We start from the raw sequence: 15,084 nt of genomic DNA on the forward strand, positions 1-15,084 counted from the left end.
GCCATGACCGAAATCGTCGAAACCCAGTCTGCTCCCGCCCCTTCGCTCGGTGCACGGCTGGAGATCGTCCCTGTGGTGCTCTTTGCCGCCTTTGCAGCGGCACCGCTCCTCGCCTCCTTCTCCGGCGCGGAAGGCTATGTCTTGTCCCTGCTCACGCGGGTGATGATCTTCGGCATAGCCGCCATGGCGCTCGATCTCATCCTCGGCTACGGCGCGCTTGTGAGCTTCGGCCATGCAGCCTTTCTCGGCCTCGGCGGCTATGCAGTCGGGATCCTGGCGAGCCATGGCTTCGAGGATGCGTTTATTCAGATTCCGGTCGCCATCCTTGCCTCCGCGGCCTTTGCTTTTGTCACGGGCGCCATCTCCCTGCGGACGAAGGGCGTCTATTTCATCATGATTACCCTCGCCTTCGGTCAGATGCTGTACTTCCTGGCGACGTCGCTTGCGCCTTATGGCGGGGACGACGGCATGACGCTCGCATCCCGCAGCCTCGTCGTTGGAGCCGACTGGCTGAAGAACGATTTCACCTTCTACTGGGTCTGCCTGCTCTGCCTGTTCGGAGTCTATGCCCTCTCGCGGTCGCTCGTCGCCTCGCGGTTCGGTCGTGTCCTGCGCGGGACACGGGAGAACGCCGTTCGCATGGAAGCCATCGGCTTCCGGCCCTTCCGCTTTCAGCTCGCTGCCTATGTGATCAGCGGCATGATGGCGGGACTTGCAGGATGCCTCCTGGCCAACCAGGCAGAGTTCGTCAGCCCGGCCTTCATGACGTGGCAGCGCTCGGGCGAGTTGATCTTCATGGTGGTGCTTGGCGGGCTCGGCTCCCTGCACGGAGCCATCATCGGAGCCGCCGCCTTCCTCCTGCTGGAGGAGTTCCTGCCCGAGATCCTGCATACGGTGAGCTTCTTCCTCAGCGAGGAGACGAGAGCGCATCTTGCGGAGAACTGGAAGATGGTGTTCGGCCCCCTGCTCATTCTGATCGTGCTGTTCGTCAGGGGTGGCATCATGGGCCTGCTGAGGGGGCCGCGTCATGGCTGAGGCGCTGCTCGAACTCCGCAATCTGCGAAAGAACTACGGCGCACTTGTCGTCACCGACGATGTCAGCCTCTCGGTCCAGCCCGGCGAGTTGCACGCGATCATCGGGCCCAACGGCGCGGGGAAGACGACTCTCATTCACCAGATCTCGGGCATGCTCCCGTCCAATTCGGGCCAGATCCTGTTCGCCGGCGAGGACGTCACCCATCTTTCCATGCCGCAGAGGGTGGAACGCGGCCTCGCACGGTCGTTCCAGATCACCTCGATTCTGCCCGGGTTCTCCGCGCTGGAGAATGTGGCGCTCGCGGTTCAGGCCCGCTCCGGCTCGAGCTTCCGCTTCTTCGGCAATGCCTCGCAGGAGAAGGATTTGAACGGCCGGGCCATGGAATGCCTTGGCGAGGTTGGACTTGGCGCACGCGCCCACATTCCGGCAGGGCTTCTGTCACACGGCGAGAAGCGTCAGCTGGAGCTCGCCATCGGCCTTGCGACATCCCCGAAGCTGCTTCTGCTCGATGAGCCCCTGGCCGGAACCGGGCACGACGAATCGCAGCGCGTGGTCGAGACCCTGCGCCGCCTGAAGGACCGTCTGACCATCGTCCTCATCGAGCACGACATGGAGGCAGTCTTCTCCCTTGCGGACCAGGTTTCGGTTCTCGTCTATGGGCGCGTCATCGCCACCGACACGCCGGAGAGAGTCAGGGCCAATCACGATGTCCGTGCGGCCTATCTCGGCGAAGAGGAGATGGTCTGATGCTTTCCATCCGGCAGCTCCAGGCCTCCTACGGCGCCGCCCAGGTTCTGTTCGACATTTCGCTCGACATCGGCGCCGGCGAGGTGGTGACGCTTCTCGGTCGCAATGGCATGGGCAAGACCACCACCGTGCGCTCCATCATGGGCCTCCTGCGTCCGCGCGGCGGCGAAGTGCGCTTCGATGGGGCCGTCGTGACGGGGCTCGCACCCTATCGCATTGCCCAGACCGGCATCGGGCTCGTGCCGGAGGGACGCCAGATCTTCCCGACCCTGACGGTCGAGGAGAACCTTGTCGCAACGGCGTCGACCCGCACAGGCTCCCGTCGCTGGACATTGGATGCCGTGTACGATCTGTTTCCACGGCTGAAGGAACGCCGGAGCAATCTCGGAACGCAGCTCTCCGGCGGTGAGCAGCAGATGCTCGCCATCGGCCGAGCCCTGATGACCAACCCCAAGCTGCTCATTCTGGACGAGGCGACAGAAGGACTGGCACCGCTCATCCGCGCCGAGATCTGGATGTGCCTCAAGCGCCTCAAGAGCGAGCGCCAATCCATTCTGGTTATCGACAAGAATGTGGGCGTGCTGGCGACCTTCGCCGACCGTCACGTAATCATCGAGAAGGGCCGCTCGGTCTGGACGGGAACCAGTGAAGAACTCATGACGGATACCAGTCTCAAGGACCGGTATCTGCACGTCTAAGGACGACCATCATGGCATCCGACATGCTCGACTACGAAGCCGAGTACAACAACAGGGCCCGGGTGCCGGACCATCCCGCCCACATTGCCGGCTGGCAGCGGGATGCCGCCGCCTATCGCGAGACGGCTCGCTGCGAACTCGACCTGGCCTATGGGCCTGGAGAGCGGCACCTGCTCGACTTCTTCCACCCGAAGAACGGCGACGGCAGTGGTCCCGTCGTGCTGTTCATTCATGGCGGCTACTGGCAGGCTTTCGACAAGTCTTCATCCAGCCATCTCGCCCGCGGCGCCAATATGCGCGGTCTGCCAGTGGCGATCCCCAGCTACACGCTCGCGCCAACAGCCACACTCGCCGAGATCATTGTCGAAATCGAAACGGCAGCAGACTTCGTCATGCAGCGAACAGGCCGCCCCATCGTCGCTGCAGGCCACTCGGCCGGGGGGCACCTTGCCGCCTGCCTCATGGCGCGACCTATGCCGCGCCAAAGCGCCATCAGAGCCGCCATGCCGATCTCCGGCCTGTTCGATCTCCCGCCTCTGGTGGGAACCTCGATCAACAAGGCACTCGGGCTCACCATCGAGGAGACGCATCGATTGAGTCCGCTCGCGTGGGCGCCGCCGGGCAGCGGGAGCCTTGTCGCGGTCGTTGGCGGCGCGGAGAGCAGCGAGTTCCTCCGCCAGTCCCGCGCCATTGTCGAGAGATGGGGACAGGCTGGGGTGACGACCCGTTATCACGAGGTGCCTGACGCTCACCACTTTGACGTGATCGCCGGCCTCACGGATCCAGCAGATCCGCTCGTTGATATCCTGGTCGAACTCGCCGCAGGGGCCTGATACTGCAGCGCAGTGGAATCAGCCTCGCGTGCGGCGGGCGACGACCTGTGCAACCGGCAGATCCGCAACGGGTTCGCTGGTCTTCTCTCCTGAAGCCGAGATCCACGCGCGGCCCGACTGCCGTGCATGGAACACATGGCCCGTCCGCTCAGGGCTGACAATCGACGAGGTGAGATTGTCGAGGACATATTGGCCCTGGGCTGTCGCCACCAGAAGCACCGCATGGGCTTCACCCTGCGCGGTAGCGCCGACCGTGATCGAGAGCGCCGAGGAGGGCCAGCCACGCTCGATCAGCATCTTGCGCTTCAGCAGCGCGAAGTCCTCGCAATCACCTTTGCCGCTGGTCGGAAGCGCCCACACGTCCTCACGGCCATATTGCTCCAGATCCGAAACCTCACGGATCGTGCTGTTCACATGGCTGTTGATCTGCTGCAGCTGAGACATCCGCTCGGCGGTCAGAACGAACGAGCGGCCGGGCTTCGCCTGAGCGGCGGCGACTGGCAAAATCATGAGCGCTGCGCCTAAACCGAGCGCAAACCTTTGTGCAATGGAAATCATCGAATATGCCCCTCAGCCACTTGCTGGCTTTCGCCGGAGCTGTAGATCCGCTCCGGTTCTGCTTTATCTTGATGATCTATAGGCCAGTCTTGTGAGACAACATTGTGGCAGCTTGGCCTTTTGAGGGAGAGGCGTTCCATGCGCTTGGCGATGACTCTCGTCATCCTCGTGATGGCAGGATGGATGCACCCCGTTTACGCCGCCGAGGAAGCTTGGCAGGCTTTGAAGGAGGGAGGTACGGTGGCACTGTTTCGGCATGCCCGCGCACCGGGAACAGGAGACCCGGCCGGTTTCCGGCTGGACGACTGCTCAACGCAACGCAATCTCTCTGAAGAGGGTCGCCGACAGGCGCAACATATCGGGGATGAGTTCAGAGCCCGGCAGGTGCCTGTGGAGCGTGTGCTCTCAAGTCGCTGGTGCCGCGCTCTGGATACGGCGCGCCTAGCCTTCGGCGCCATTGCGCAGCCATCCGCTCCGCTGGACTCTTTCTTCTCGGGGCGCGATCAGGAGCCTGCCCAGACGCAGGCCGTGCGTCGGATCATCGAAGGATGGCGCTCAACAGGCGTTCTGGTCCTCGTGACGCATCAGGTCAACATCACGGCACTGACCGGCATCTTCCCCAGCGAAGGCGAAATGCTCGTGCTCAAGCCACGTGCTGATTCAGGTTTTGACGTCGTCGGACGAGTTGTCCTTTAGGACCTAGTCTTCAGCCCTGAGCTGATCCACCACGCCTTGGCTCATATACGGATGGCCCGCTTCGTTCAGAGCGCGATCCAGAGCCTCGATGGCGACCAGGATCTTGGTGAGTTCCTCGGCCATTTCGACAGAGGGAAGCGGCGCCTCGGACAGCTGCCTGGCCATTTCCCTGCGACGCTTCACGAGGCTCTCTCGTGCTGCATTCAATTCGCTGATCTCTTCCGAGGTCATCGGCTCCTCACGCTGAACGTCATTTCCAAAGATAAGTCCTAAACACGCGATCCGTTCGCGGATGAAAAGATCGGCATTGTCTATGTCACTGTTCGAGCTGCGCCAGAAGAGCAAGGATATGCTTCTCCCGTTCCCTGGCCTGGTCCTCAGCGACTGCGATGATCAGGCGATCCCCACTCCAGCGCAACGCTCCCTGTGAGGCTCCGATCACGTCCTCCAGAGGAATTTTCTCGACGGCTCCCGGCCTGAAGCTCAAGGCTATCGCCTGAGGACCTGCGTCAATGCGAGCAATCCCCAGCCGCTGACAGATCTTCCGCATGCCTGTGAGGCGCAGGAGGTTTTCCAAGGCTTCTGGAAGCGGCCCAAAACGATCCTCGATCTCCTCCTCGAGGTCGTCAATGGACTCAGAGATATCCATGCGTGCGATGCGAGCGTAGAGGTTGATCCGCACCTCGGGCTCGTGCACGTACTCGGCCGGAATGGAGCCCGTCAGTCCGATGTTGAGCTCAGGAGCCCAATCGTCCGCGTAACTCTCTCCGCGCAGGGCACGCTTGAGCAGGTGCTGGTACAGGTCCGCCCCGATAAGCTTGATATGCCCCGCCTGCTCGTCTCCCAGGAGGGTGCCGGCTCCACGTTGATCGAGATCCTGTGCGCTGATGGCAAACCCAGCTCCAAGCCGGTCGAGGGCTTCCAGGGTGCGCAGGCGCTTCTCCGTCGCTGCTGGCAGTTGCTGCCCTGGTTCCGTCAGCAGATAGGTGGTGCCACGGATGCGGCCTCGCCCCACGCGCCCGCGAAGCTGATGAAGCTGCGACAGGCCGAAGCGATCGGCCCGCCACACCAGCATGGTGTTGGCGCGAGGAACATCGAGACCGCTTTCGATGATGTTGGTGGCGAGCAGGACGTCACCTTCACCATCTGCGAAGCGCACCATCACGTCGTCCGTCTCGGCTGGCGGCATCTGGCCATGCGCAACAAGGACCTTCAGTTCAGGCACGATCTTTGCAAGCTGCTCACGCATCGGCCCGATGTCCTCCACACGGGAGCAGACCACGAAGCTTTGCCCGCGGCGGCGGCGTTCGCGCATGAGGGCCTGTCGAGCGGTGACAGGATCAAACTCCGTCAGGAAGGTGCGAATGGGCTGTCGCCGAGCCGGAGGCGTGGCAATGATGCTCAGCTCCTGCAAACCAACCAGGGCCGATTGCAGGGTGCGCGGAATGGGAGTCGCGGTCAGGGTCAGCACGTGTCCGCGTGAGGCCATCGCCCGGAGCTTCGACTTATGGGCAGCACCGAACCTCTGCTCTTCGTCGACAATCACAAGGCCAAGATCCTTAAAGGCTACGCCCTTGGCAGCCAGGGCGTGTGTGCCGATGACGATCCGCACAGAGCCGTCGGCGAGGCCGTTCTTTACCTTGCGTGCCTCGGATGCCGTCACCAGGCGCGACAAATGCGCGACGTCAACGCCGAAGCCGGCGAAGCGCTTTTGGAAGCTGCGCACGTGCTGACGCGCCAGTACCGTCGTGGGTGCTATCACGGCGACCTGCTTGCCCGATAGCGCCACTGCTGCCGCGGCACGGAGAGCAACCTCAGTCTTGCCGAAACCGACATCTCCACAAACCAGCCGGTCCATAGGGTGTCCCGAAGCCAGGTCTTCGAGGACCTCCCCTATGGCACGCAACTGGTCCGGCGTTTCAGAGAATGGAAATCGTGCAACGAAGCGCTCATACTCACGTCCTGGAGGCTTGATCGGCTCCAACTTCACGGCTTCACGATCTTCGACCAGCTTGCTCAAACGTGCGGCCGTATCGCGGATCTCCGCCTCGATGGCTGCAAGTTTCGCGAGCCACCCATCACTCTTCAGCTTGTCGAGCTGCAGCGCCTCGGACATGCGACCATACCGCCATACGCGGCCCAGGTCCGTTGCAGGAATCATGAGGGTTGTATCGCCCGCATAGGTGAGCCGGACGGTATCGCTGGTGCTCTCTTCGCCGGCGCTGATAGATTCGGTTCCCTCCAAAAGTCCAAGCCCATGATCGACGTGAATGACGGCATCGCCGATTTGGAACTGCATGTCGGTGAACTGGTGGGCAGCGGACCTGAGCTCTTGTCCATGTCCGCTCGACGCACGGCTCCCCAGTACATCAGCCGCTGTGACCACCACAATGCCATGGCGGTCGTCGATAAACCCGCTCCTGATGTCAGCTTGAAGGGTGAAGATCCCGTTCGGCGGACCGGCGATGGCGTCGCTCCAGCGCTCGATCATGGTTGGGCTGAGTTGCAGGGACTGAACCCGGCGCCTCAAGCGGTTCAGATCGTCCCTCGTGGCAGCCGCCAGAACGAGCTTGCGACCGCTGTCCTGCTGTGCCTGGATGAAGCTTGAAAGCGCGCGCGCCGGCTTCGCCGCAGCGGCAAAGCGTGGAACAGAGCTCCGCTTGGCCTCTTCCTCTGATGCGGCATGAATGACAGTCAGCCGGCGCTCACATAGCATCTCTTTCCATTCGTTATCTCCGATGAACAGCCGCTCGGGTGCCATGGCAGAACTACTGCCGCCCCCCTCCACCCGCAGCGACTTGCGGCCTTCATAAGAGTCGGCAACCTGTTCCATCACCAGCTGACGCCGCTCCTCCGCTTCGGAGGCAATCACAACGGGAGCATCCGGCCAGTAGTCGAAGATTGTTTCGAGAGATTCATAATGCTCCGGCAGCCGGTGCTCCATTCCGTCGTAGCGTTCCGGCATTGAACCATCGTTCGTTCTTTCGAGCAGAATTTCGGAAACGGGGTCGAGGAGAAGGCTCTCGATCTCCGTTTCGGTCCGCTGCGAAACGGGATCATATGAACGGATGGCAGCAATGAACTGCCCATCGTGCTCGATGCGGTACGGCAAGGGACTGTTCGCTGGAAAGATATCGATGACCTGACCCCGGATCGCAGCCTCTCCAGGCTCGTCCACCCTCTCGTCCAGGATGTACCCGGCGTGGTGGAGGTAGAATTCCAGATCACCCTGCGAGAAGGCCTCACCTGTCGTGAGATGGAAGCAGGCCTGCTTCCAGATGCTCCGCGGAGGCACGCGTTGAACGATTGCGGCGCTGCTCGCGATCAGCAGCCGCTTGTCTTTCGCAGGTTCGCTCATACCCCGCAGAATGGACATGCGCCGCCCCATCGCGTCCCGTGAGGGCGATGCACTGTCATAGGGAAGACAATCCCATGGCGGAAGGAGGTAGACTTCCAAATCCGGGGCTAGTCCCTTCAAGGCTTGAACGATCTGCTCCGCTCGGTTCTCGCCCCCTGACAGATAGATGAGCTCCCTCTGGTCCCCGTTGAGAGCCTGCTCGATCAGGTGAACCGCATGAAGCCCTATGGATGACGGCAAGGTCAGATCGATCCGCCGGATATCCTGGGAGGGGACGGGCTTCACGTGCATGAAGGAACTCGTACGGCGAGAGGGCTGAGGCGGGGACAACGCACGGGACTTAAGACCAGTTGCAGATCGCCGTGCTCCCCCTGGAGCAGCACTTTGTAAACCATCCTCGGCCATAGTTCCCTCATGACCTATCGGAACGCGACTAGCCTCACCGTCAGCCTGAGCCTGATCTTTTTCTCGTGCTCGACATTGAGCAGCCTGAATGACGCGTGGGCGGCCTCGGAGCCGGTATCCACCGCCGTTCCAGCGCGTCAGTCGTCAAGTCCCACTGCGCCCTCGCCCGAACCTGAACTGCGACAGAAAGCTGCAGCTCCGGCTGACGCCAAGCCCAACCCGCCGGCAGCTCCACCAAAGATTCCGGTGGCGGCGATCTCCCAGGATGCTCGCCCGACACTGGACCCCGGCACCTTCATCAATACGATGCGGGCTGCCTGGACGTACAAGCGCATTGCCGAAGCCGGAGGCTGGCCCTCGCTCCCTGACAGAACGATCATGAAACCGGGCGACAAGGGACCGCTGGTTCCGGTTCTCCGGCAGCGTCTGATTGCCGAAGGAGATCTCTCTCGCGACCACGCGAGCGGCACGACCTTCGACACCACTCTCACCAGCGCGGTCAAGCAGTTCCAGGCGCGACACGGCCTTCCGGAATCCGGAGCCGTGCGGGCAAGGACACTAGAGGCCCTCAACGTTTCCGCCGAGACGCGCCATCGTCAGCTCACCGCATCGGCACAACGGCTGGCAAGTTCCACATTCTCCTTCGGCGGCCGATATGTCGTAGTCAACATTCCCTCGGCGGCTGTTGAGACTGTCGAGGAGGGCCAAGTCGTCCGACGCTATGTCGCCGTCGTCGGCAAGGCCGACAGACCCTCGCCCACCGTCGAAACCCGCGTCACGGCCGTCAACCTCAATCCGACTTGGACGGTACCGGTCTCCCTGATCAAGAAGGACATCATTCCCCATGTTCGGAAAGATCCGGATTATCTGCAGAAGATGAAAATCCGCATCCTGGATGCGAAGGGCCAGGAGGTCGATCCTAAGGCGATTGACTGGTCGACGCAGAACGCCGTCAACTACACTCTCCGGCAGGACCCCGGTGCAATCAATTCGCTTGGGCAGATCCGCATCGACATGCCGAACAAGCATGCGGTCTATATGCACGACACGCCCAAGAAGCAGCTTTTCACACAGGACATCCGCTTCCATTCCTCGGGCTGCGTTCGCGTGGCCGATGTGGGTGATTTTGCCGAGTGGCTGCTGCGCGGCACGAACGGACCCTCAGGCGCGTGGACGAAAGCTAGCCTTGACACGGCAATCGTCAGTACGGCGCGTCAGGACATTCGGCTCGACAAGCCTGTTCCCGTCGCATGGGTTTATCTGACAGGGTATGCAACGGCCGATGGCGCGGTCCATTTCCGGAACGATGTGTATGGACTCGATACGCCGAGAAGCGAGCCAGTTCCCGAAGCGGTGGCCATCGATGTACCGGCTACGTCATCCATCAAGCCCAAGCGCCTGTGAGATGTTCAGAGTTCAGGAAACCTGACTTCTCACAAGCTCTTTCGGCGCAACAGACGTCCGGATGATGGCACTGCCATGCGGGCTCTGCGCCATTCGAATACTACGTCCTGAAGCATGTCGACGGCAGCCATGGCTTGGGCGCGCGAGGCCGCAATCGCGGCTGGATCGCGCAACGCGAAGCGATCCGTGTCCTGAGCAAGTCGTCTGCAGCGATCCTCCACGAGACGTCTTGCCTCCTGCAGGCGCGGATGCGGTGTTCCCGCGTCAGTCATCCCGTCGCAGAAGCGCAGGACATCCCGCGTGAGGTTCTCTCCTGGATACAAGCCTGAATAGCCGTCGATCATGCTGCGGATGTAACCCAGCGAATAACGAATTTCCTGCCTTAGTACCGTATCACTGCTCATCGCGCGTCCCCGGATATGGAGCTGCATTCCTGCCTGCGTGGGCGATGAAGTGGGTTATGCCCCACAGATCTCTAAAAACGCGTTAGCCTGGCTTTCCGGCCTGCCGTTCAGAGGAAGTACCGGCTGGAGGCAACTCGGGCTGAGTGCTGCGCTCCGTTACCGTCAGTTGGGAGAACAGAACCTTCTCAAGCACGGGCCCGGCAACGATCCCGGCGACGAACGCAAATGCGGCGACAATCAAGCCTATCCGGCCATAAAGGCTCAGCACATCTCTCAATGCCATAAACCCGTCTCCCGCTTGCTTCGTTGAATGAAAGCTTAAGAGACGATGCCACCGCCGCCAATAGACTAAAGCATAAGATCGCACGAACACAGAGCGCTGACGCTTGAGCAATCTGCCCGAACATCCGGCAACCAAAGCAGTTTCGGAAGCAGGCTCCTTACAGAAAAAATTTTCAATCCGGGCACAAGACGCACGTCTGCTCGCATCAATTGAAACATTGTACTAGGTAAGTTTCCTGCGAGTTCGATACGGCGAATGTGGCGGATCTGCTCACTCGAACAATGCATGCCACGCATCGTCACCTCGGCTGACCGGGTGAACAATTCAGCCTTCTTGGACTTGATCATTGGTTGAACGGGATTGCTCCGATGCCCTACTCGCCTTCCTTTGCTGCCTCAAAACATCACGAGGAACTTGGGCCTTCCTTCTATGATGTCGTCGAGCCCGCAAGCTTCCCGCAGCATATCCTGCGCTACCGCAACCAGCGATGGGCAGAGCGGGTTGGTCTCGACGCTCTGACCGACCAGGAATGGATCGAACATTTCGGCCGGTTCAAGCCATTGCCCGGAAGCTTCGAGCGGCCACTGGCCCTGCGTTACCACGGCCACCAGTTCAGGAGCTACAACCCCCATCTCGGTGACGGGCGCGGCTTTCTCTTCGCGCAGCTTAAGGATGCTGAGGATGGAAGGCTTCTCGACCTTGGAACAAAGGGGAGCGGGCAGACCCCTTGGTCGCGCCATGCAGACGGCAGGCTGACACTCAAGGGGGGCGTGCGGGAGATTCTTGCGACTGAGATGCTGGAGGCGCTCGGCGTCGAGACCTCCAAGTCCTTCAGCCTTGTGGAGACGGGCGAGGAGCTTGAGAGAGGCGACGAACCGTCCCCCACCCGCTCGGCCGTGCTGGTGCGCCTCAGCCATTCCCACGTTCGCATTGGTACGTTTCAGCGTTTTCTCTATCTCAACGAAGCCGACAATCTTCGAAAGCTGCTCGACCACAGCGTTCGAACCTACCTGCCCGAGGCTTGGCGCGACGAGGAACCGGCACGTGCGGCCGCGTTTCTCGAGCAGGTCAGCCGACGCGTCGCCCGCATGGGCGCGCAGTGGATGGCGGCGGGCTTCGTGCATGGGGTGCTCAACACCGACAACATCAATGTCACCGGAGAAAGTTTCGACTACGGACCATGGCGCTTTCTGCCCCACTACGATCCCGGCTTCACGGCAGCCTACTTCGACGAGACCGGCCTCTACGCGTTCGGACGGCAGCCTGACGCGCTGCTCTGGAACCTCTATCGCTTGGCTGAGTGCCTCCTCCCTCTAGCACCCCAGGATCTGCTGGAGCAGGCGCTCGGCTCTTTCGAGCCCGCACTTCACCGGGAGTTCGCACAGGCAGTTCTGCGTCGCCTCGGGCTCCAATCCAGAGGCTACGAGCATGATGGCGCCCTAGCCAAGGCCCTGTGGACTTTCCTTCACGAGACTCGCGCGCCCTTCGAGCAGACGTTCTTTGACTGGTATGGAGGCGTCCTGAGCAGCCAACGCGCAGAGAAGAGCAGTTCGGCAAGCTACTACGCGCATGAATCCTTCCAGGTCTTCAGGACCATCCTCAGCGATTTCTCACCCTCGCCCGGCATCAAGCCCACGCACTCATATTTCGAGCGGCCTGCGCCCTGCACCATGCTGATCGATGAAGTCGAGGCAATATGGTCGCCTATTGCCGCTGAAGATGACTGGTCCCTTCTTGCCGCCAAGCTTGACGATATCAGAGCCATGGCAGAGGCATATCGGACCGCATGATCTTTCAGGAATATCATCTTGCAACTTCGTTATAGTTGGAACGGCCAAGCTATAGCGAAGGCATAACTTATCTATAGTGACATCAAGCAGATCCATTTAAGCCTAGCATAGCGTATGTCTCAGGAAAGTTCCCCTTTCGAGATGATTAGATTTTTCTCATAGGCCAGGAACGTTATTCATATACATGCGTCTATTAGCCAAGCAGGCTGTCCTTAAGGCAGCTACACATCACAATTGGCTAATTATGTAGGTGAACACATGAAGCGCTCACACGCTCTTGCTTTGTCTGGCGCAGCCCTCTTCCTCGCGATCGGCTCTCCGGCCTCTGCTCAGAACCTCAGGCCTGGGCCGCAGTGCATTCCGGCAGTTGCCAATCCATCCATGTATGGCAACTGCCGCCTGCATGTCGTTCAAGGTCAGGAGGTCTGCCGTTGTGCCATCCGTCCTCAGGCTCTTCGCCGAATGGATCCTACGAGTGATCGGAACCAGACAGATGCTGTGACCGGCTCGATCAGCCGCAATCCAACGATGGTTCCAGGTTTTGGAAATCCTGTGGTTGGCTCGCCCGGCGTGGTCAATGACGGACGTGGTCCCGGCCGTGGCGGTGCTGTTGCGGATCGCGGCAACTCGGGCACTGGCGGCACGGGCGGTAACGGTGGCACCGGCGGCACGGGTGGCAATGGCGGAACCGGCAGCAATGGCGGGGCTGGCAGCAATGGCGGCACCGGCAGCAATGGCGGCACCGGCAGCAATGGCGGGACTGGTGACGACGGCGGCACGGGCGACATAGGTGGTAACGGTGGTACCGGCGGCAACGGCGGAACGGGTGGAAACGGTGGCACTGGCGGTAACGGTGGCACTGGCGGCAATGGTGGTACCGGCGGCAACGGCGGAACGGGTGGCAACGGCGGTTCCGGCAATGGGAACGGGAACGGCGGCGGTCATGGCAACAACGGCCATGGCAACGATCCCGACGGTAACGACTCATCGAACCCGGGCAACTCCAACAACGGAGACGGGACCGATGCAGACGGTCCGGCCGGCGGCGGCAACGGCAATGGCGGCGGTAACGGAAACGGCCGCGGCGGTAAGGACTAAAGGCCTCTAGCTAAACCAGAAAGCCCGTGGCTGCGAAGGCAGCCACGGGCTTTCTTTGTTAGAATTGTAGGTAAGCGACGTCCAAGCTTGATCTGCGGGAGCTAGGCCAAAGCCGCCTGGCAGGCACGCTCATATACGTCCTGATAGCGCGAGGCCGAACGGTCCCAACCGTGAGGCCTGTTCATCGCAGCACGACGCATGGCCGTGAGACGAGACCTCGAACGGAAGGTCTCAAGACCCCTCCTGATTGCGTCCTTGAACCGGTTGAGCGAAGGCTCGCCGAACAGGAAGCCGTTGACCCCGTCCTCAATCGTGTCGGCCAGCCCACCGGTCTTGTGCGCGATCGGCAAGGAACCGAAGCGCTGTGCATACATCTGGCTGAGACCGCAGGGCTCGAACCGGGATGGCATGAGCAGAAAATCGCTGCCAGCGTACATGCGACGGGCATCACCTTCGTCATACCCGATCCTGACACCGACGGAACCGGGATGGCGACTCGACAGAGCTTTCAATTCTGCCTCGAACCGAGCCTCGCCCTGACCGATGACCGCGATCTGCCCCCCTTGAGACACGATGGTTTCCGCTGCCGAAATGGCGAGGTCGACGCCCTTCTGATGAACAAGGCGTGACACCACCGCAAAGAGCGGCCCGGAGGACAGATCAAGGCCGAAGCTTTTGCGCACGGTATTGGCGTTCGCGCGCTTGCCCCGGAAGTTCTCGGCAGAAAATCGGCTGACCAGATAAGGATCCGTGCTCGGATCCCAGCTTGCATCGATGCCGTTGATGATGCCGTCGAGACGACCCTCCTCGGCGCGGGTCCTGAGAAGGCCATCGAGGCCACAACCGAATTCCGGTCGTGTGATCTCCTTGGCATAGGTGGAGCTCACGGTCGTGATGTGGGACGAATAGTAGATACCTGCCTTCAGGAAAGAGAGCTTGCCGTAAAACTCGACACCGTTCATCTGAAAGGCAGCATCGGGAATGCCCAGATGAGACAAGCGATTACGATCGAAGTTCCCCTGATAGGCGAGGTTGTGAATCGTCAGAATTGTCGGAATGCGCTGCCCGCGCCAAGCGAGATAGGCCGATGCGAGTCCGGAAGGCCAATCATTGAGGTGCAGAAGATCGGCGCGCCATAAGGAATCGCCGTTGCCTGAGGCGATATCGGCCGCCGCCAGGCCAAGACGCGCGAAGCGGACGTCGTTGTCGCTCCAGTCATTTCCGAAGCTGTCGACATATGGCGATCCATCGCGATCATACAGTTCCGGGCACAGAAGCACGTAAACCGTCAGGCCGTCCTGGGTCGTCCCCCGCCCAAGGCCACAGGCCGGTATGCCGAACGAAGCCGGCAAACGGGCAATCTCCTCAACGTCGCCGATCTGCGACAGAACCTGGCGATAGCCCGGAATGAGAATTCGCACGTCGTAGTGATGGCGGAGCGCACGCGGCAATGCCGCCGATACCTCACCAAGGCCTCCAGCTTTGATATAGTCGGCGATCTCGGATGTAACGAAAAGAATGGATTGACGGCGCTTAATGGAAACTGAAGCTTGGGCGCCGCTCAGAAGTTCGGCATGCGCCATGGTCGAGACACCTGAAACGGTGTCCAGTTGAGATGAATCCAGCATGTTAGCTCAGAGGCGCGATCCCCGACGACTCCCCCGCGCCATAGGTAGTCGGGCTCTTAACTCACTCGCATGGGGGATGGTTCCGCAGAATTTTCGGAAAATTTCTGATTAATCCTTTCAGCCAGCTTGGCTTTATAATGTTGCTC

The 15,084-nt window shown here is 61.0% G+C and carries 14 protein-coding genes; 8 read left to right on the forward strand and 6 right to left on the reverse strand.

Features of this window, described 5'->3' with window-relative positions; genetic code table 11:
* Positions 1–3 precede the first annotated feature (3 nt).
* Genes MA07_RS11790 through MA07_RS11805 form a run of 4 tightly spaced genes read left to right on the forward strand, consistent with a single transcriptional unit; the run spans position 4 to position 3,314 of the window.
* On the forward strand, positions 4–1,035 hold the full coding sequence (locus MA07_RS11790; RefSeq protein ID WP_052003099.1) for a branched-chain amino acid ABC transporter permease: 1,032 nt from the start codon (positions 4–6) through the stop codon (positions 1,033–1,035).
* Complete coding sequence (locus tag MA07_RS11795) at positions 1,028–1,783, forward strand: ABC transporter ATP-binding protein (RefSeq protein WP_036350745.1); 756 nt, start codon at positions 1,028–1,030, stop codon at positions 1,781–1,783. The genes MA07_RS11790 and MA07_RS11795 overlap by 8 nt, the downstream gene beginning before the upstream one ends.
* Positions 1,783–2,481, forward strand: a complete 699-nt coding sequence (locus MA07_RS11800) for an ABC transporter ATP-binding protein (RefSeq protein WP_036350748.1) — start codon at positions 1,783–1,785, stop codon at positions 2,479–2,481. Before MA07_RS11795 ends, MA07_RS11800 begins: the two co-directional genes overlap by 1 nt.
* A gap of 11 nt (positions 2,482–2,492) precedes the next feature.
* The gene (locus MA07_RS11805) at positions 2,493–3,314 is read left to right on the forward strand and encodes an alpha/beta hydrolase (protein ID WP_036350751.1); all 822 of its coding nucleotides are present in this window, start codon (positions 2,493–2,495) and stop codon (positions 3,312–3,314) included.
* An 18-nt stretch (positions 3,315–3,332) separates the two neighbouring features.
* Here MA07_RS11805 and MA07_RS27805 read toward each other — a convergent pair whose 3' ends face one another.
* Positions 3,333–3,824 (reverse strand): transglutaminase-like cysteine peptidase, encoded by a 492-nt coding sequence (locus MA07_RS27805; protein ID WP_160195433.1) that lies wholly within the window; start codon positions 3,822–3,824, stop codon positions 3,333–3,335.
* A gap of 186 nt (positions 3,825–4,010) precedes the next feature.
* Between MA07_RS27805 and MA07_RS11815 the strand changes: the two genes are divergently transcribed.
* Entirely contained in the window at positions 4,011–4,568 is a 558-nt protein-coding gene (locus MA07_RS11815) for a histidine phosphatase family protein (protein ID WP_036350754.1), read from the forward strand.
* A 3-nt stretch (positions 4,569–4,571) separates the two neighbouring features.
* On the opposite strand, the gene MA07_RS11820 is transcribed toward MA07_RS11815, so the two are convergent.
* Complete coding sequence (locus MA07_RS11820) at positions 4,572–4,913, reverse strand: hypothetical protein (RefSeq protein ID WP_244445239.1); 342 nt, start codon at positions 4,911–4,913, stop codon at positions 4,572–4,574.
* Positions 4,885–8,217: a transcription-repair coupling factor gene (mfd, locus tag MA07_RS11825; protein WP_052003101.1), complete on the reverse strand. Its 3,333-nt coding sequence runs from the start codon at positions 8,215–8,217 to the stop codon at positions 4,885–4,887. The genes MA07_RS11820 and mfd overlap by 29 nt, the downstream gene beginning before the upstream one ends.
* A gap of 360 nt (positions 8,218–8,577) precedes the next feature.
* Between mfd and MA07_RS11830 the strand changes: the two genes are divergently transcribed.
* On the forward strand, positions 8,578–9,735 hold the full coding sequence (locus MA07_RS11830; RefSeq protein WP_348270403.1) for a L,D-transpeptidase family protein: 1,158 nt from the start codon (positions 8,578–8,580) through the stop codon (positions 9,733–9,735).
* Between the two features lie 29 nt (positions 9,736–9,764).
* Here the strand turns inward: MA07_RS11830 and MA07_RS11835 are convergent, their stop codons facing one another.
* Both MA07_RS11835 and MA07_RS11840 read right to left on the reverse strand, forming a co-directional pair.
* The gene (locus MA07_RS11835) at positions 9,765–10,139 is read right to left on the reverse strand and encodes a hypothetical protein (RefSeq protein ID WP_152568839.1); all 375 of its coding nucleotides are present in this window, start codon (positions 10,137–10,139) and stop codon (positions 9,765–9,767) included.
* 82 nt (positions 10,140–10,221) lie between these two features.
* Positions 10,222–10,422 (reverse strand): hypothetical protein, encoded by a 201-nt coding sequence (locus MA07_RS11840; RefSeq protein ID WP_036350766.1) that lies wholly within the window; start codon positions 10,420–10,422, stop codon positions 10,222–10,224.
* A gap of 368 nt (positions 10,423–10,790) precedes the next feature.
* Between MA07_RS11840 and MA07_RS11845 the strand changes: the two genes are divergently transcribed.
* A complete protein-coding gene (locus MA07_RS11845; protein ID WP_036350769.1) occupies positions 10,791–12,212 on the forward strand; it encodes a protein adenylyltransferase SelO in 1,422 nt (473 codons plus the stop codon).
* A gap of 552 nt (positions 12,213–12,764) precedes the next feature.
* Positions 12,765–13,310 carry a hypothetical protein gene (locus tag MA07_RS31190; RefSeq protein ID WP_052003102.1) on the forward strand — a complete coding sequence of 182 codons (546 nt, stop codon included), beginning with the start codon at positions 12,765–12,767 and terminating at the stop codon, positions 13,308–13,310.
* A gap of 101 nt (positions 13,311–13,411) precedes the next feature.
* On the opposite strand, the gene glgA is transcribed toward MA07_RS31190, so the two are convergent.
* Complete coding sequence (gene glgA / locus MA07_RS11855; protein WP_036350772.1) at positions 13,412–14,938, reverse strand: glycogen synthase GlgA; 1,527 nt, start codon at positions 14,936–14,938, stop codon at positions 13,412–13,414.
* Positions 14,939–15,084: the final 146 nt, after the last annotated feature.

The organism is Microvirga sp. BSC39 (assembly GCF_000739015.1).
GTDB lineage: Bacteria > Pseudomonadota > Alphaproteobacteria > Rhizobiales > Beijerinckiaceae > Microvirga.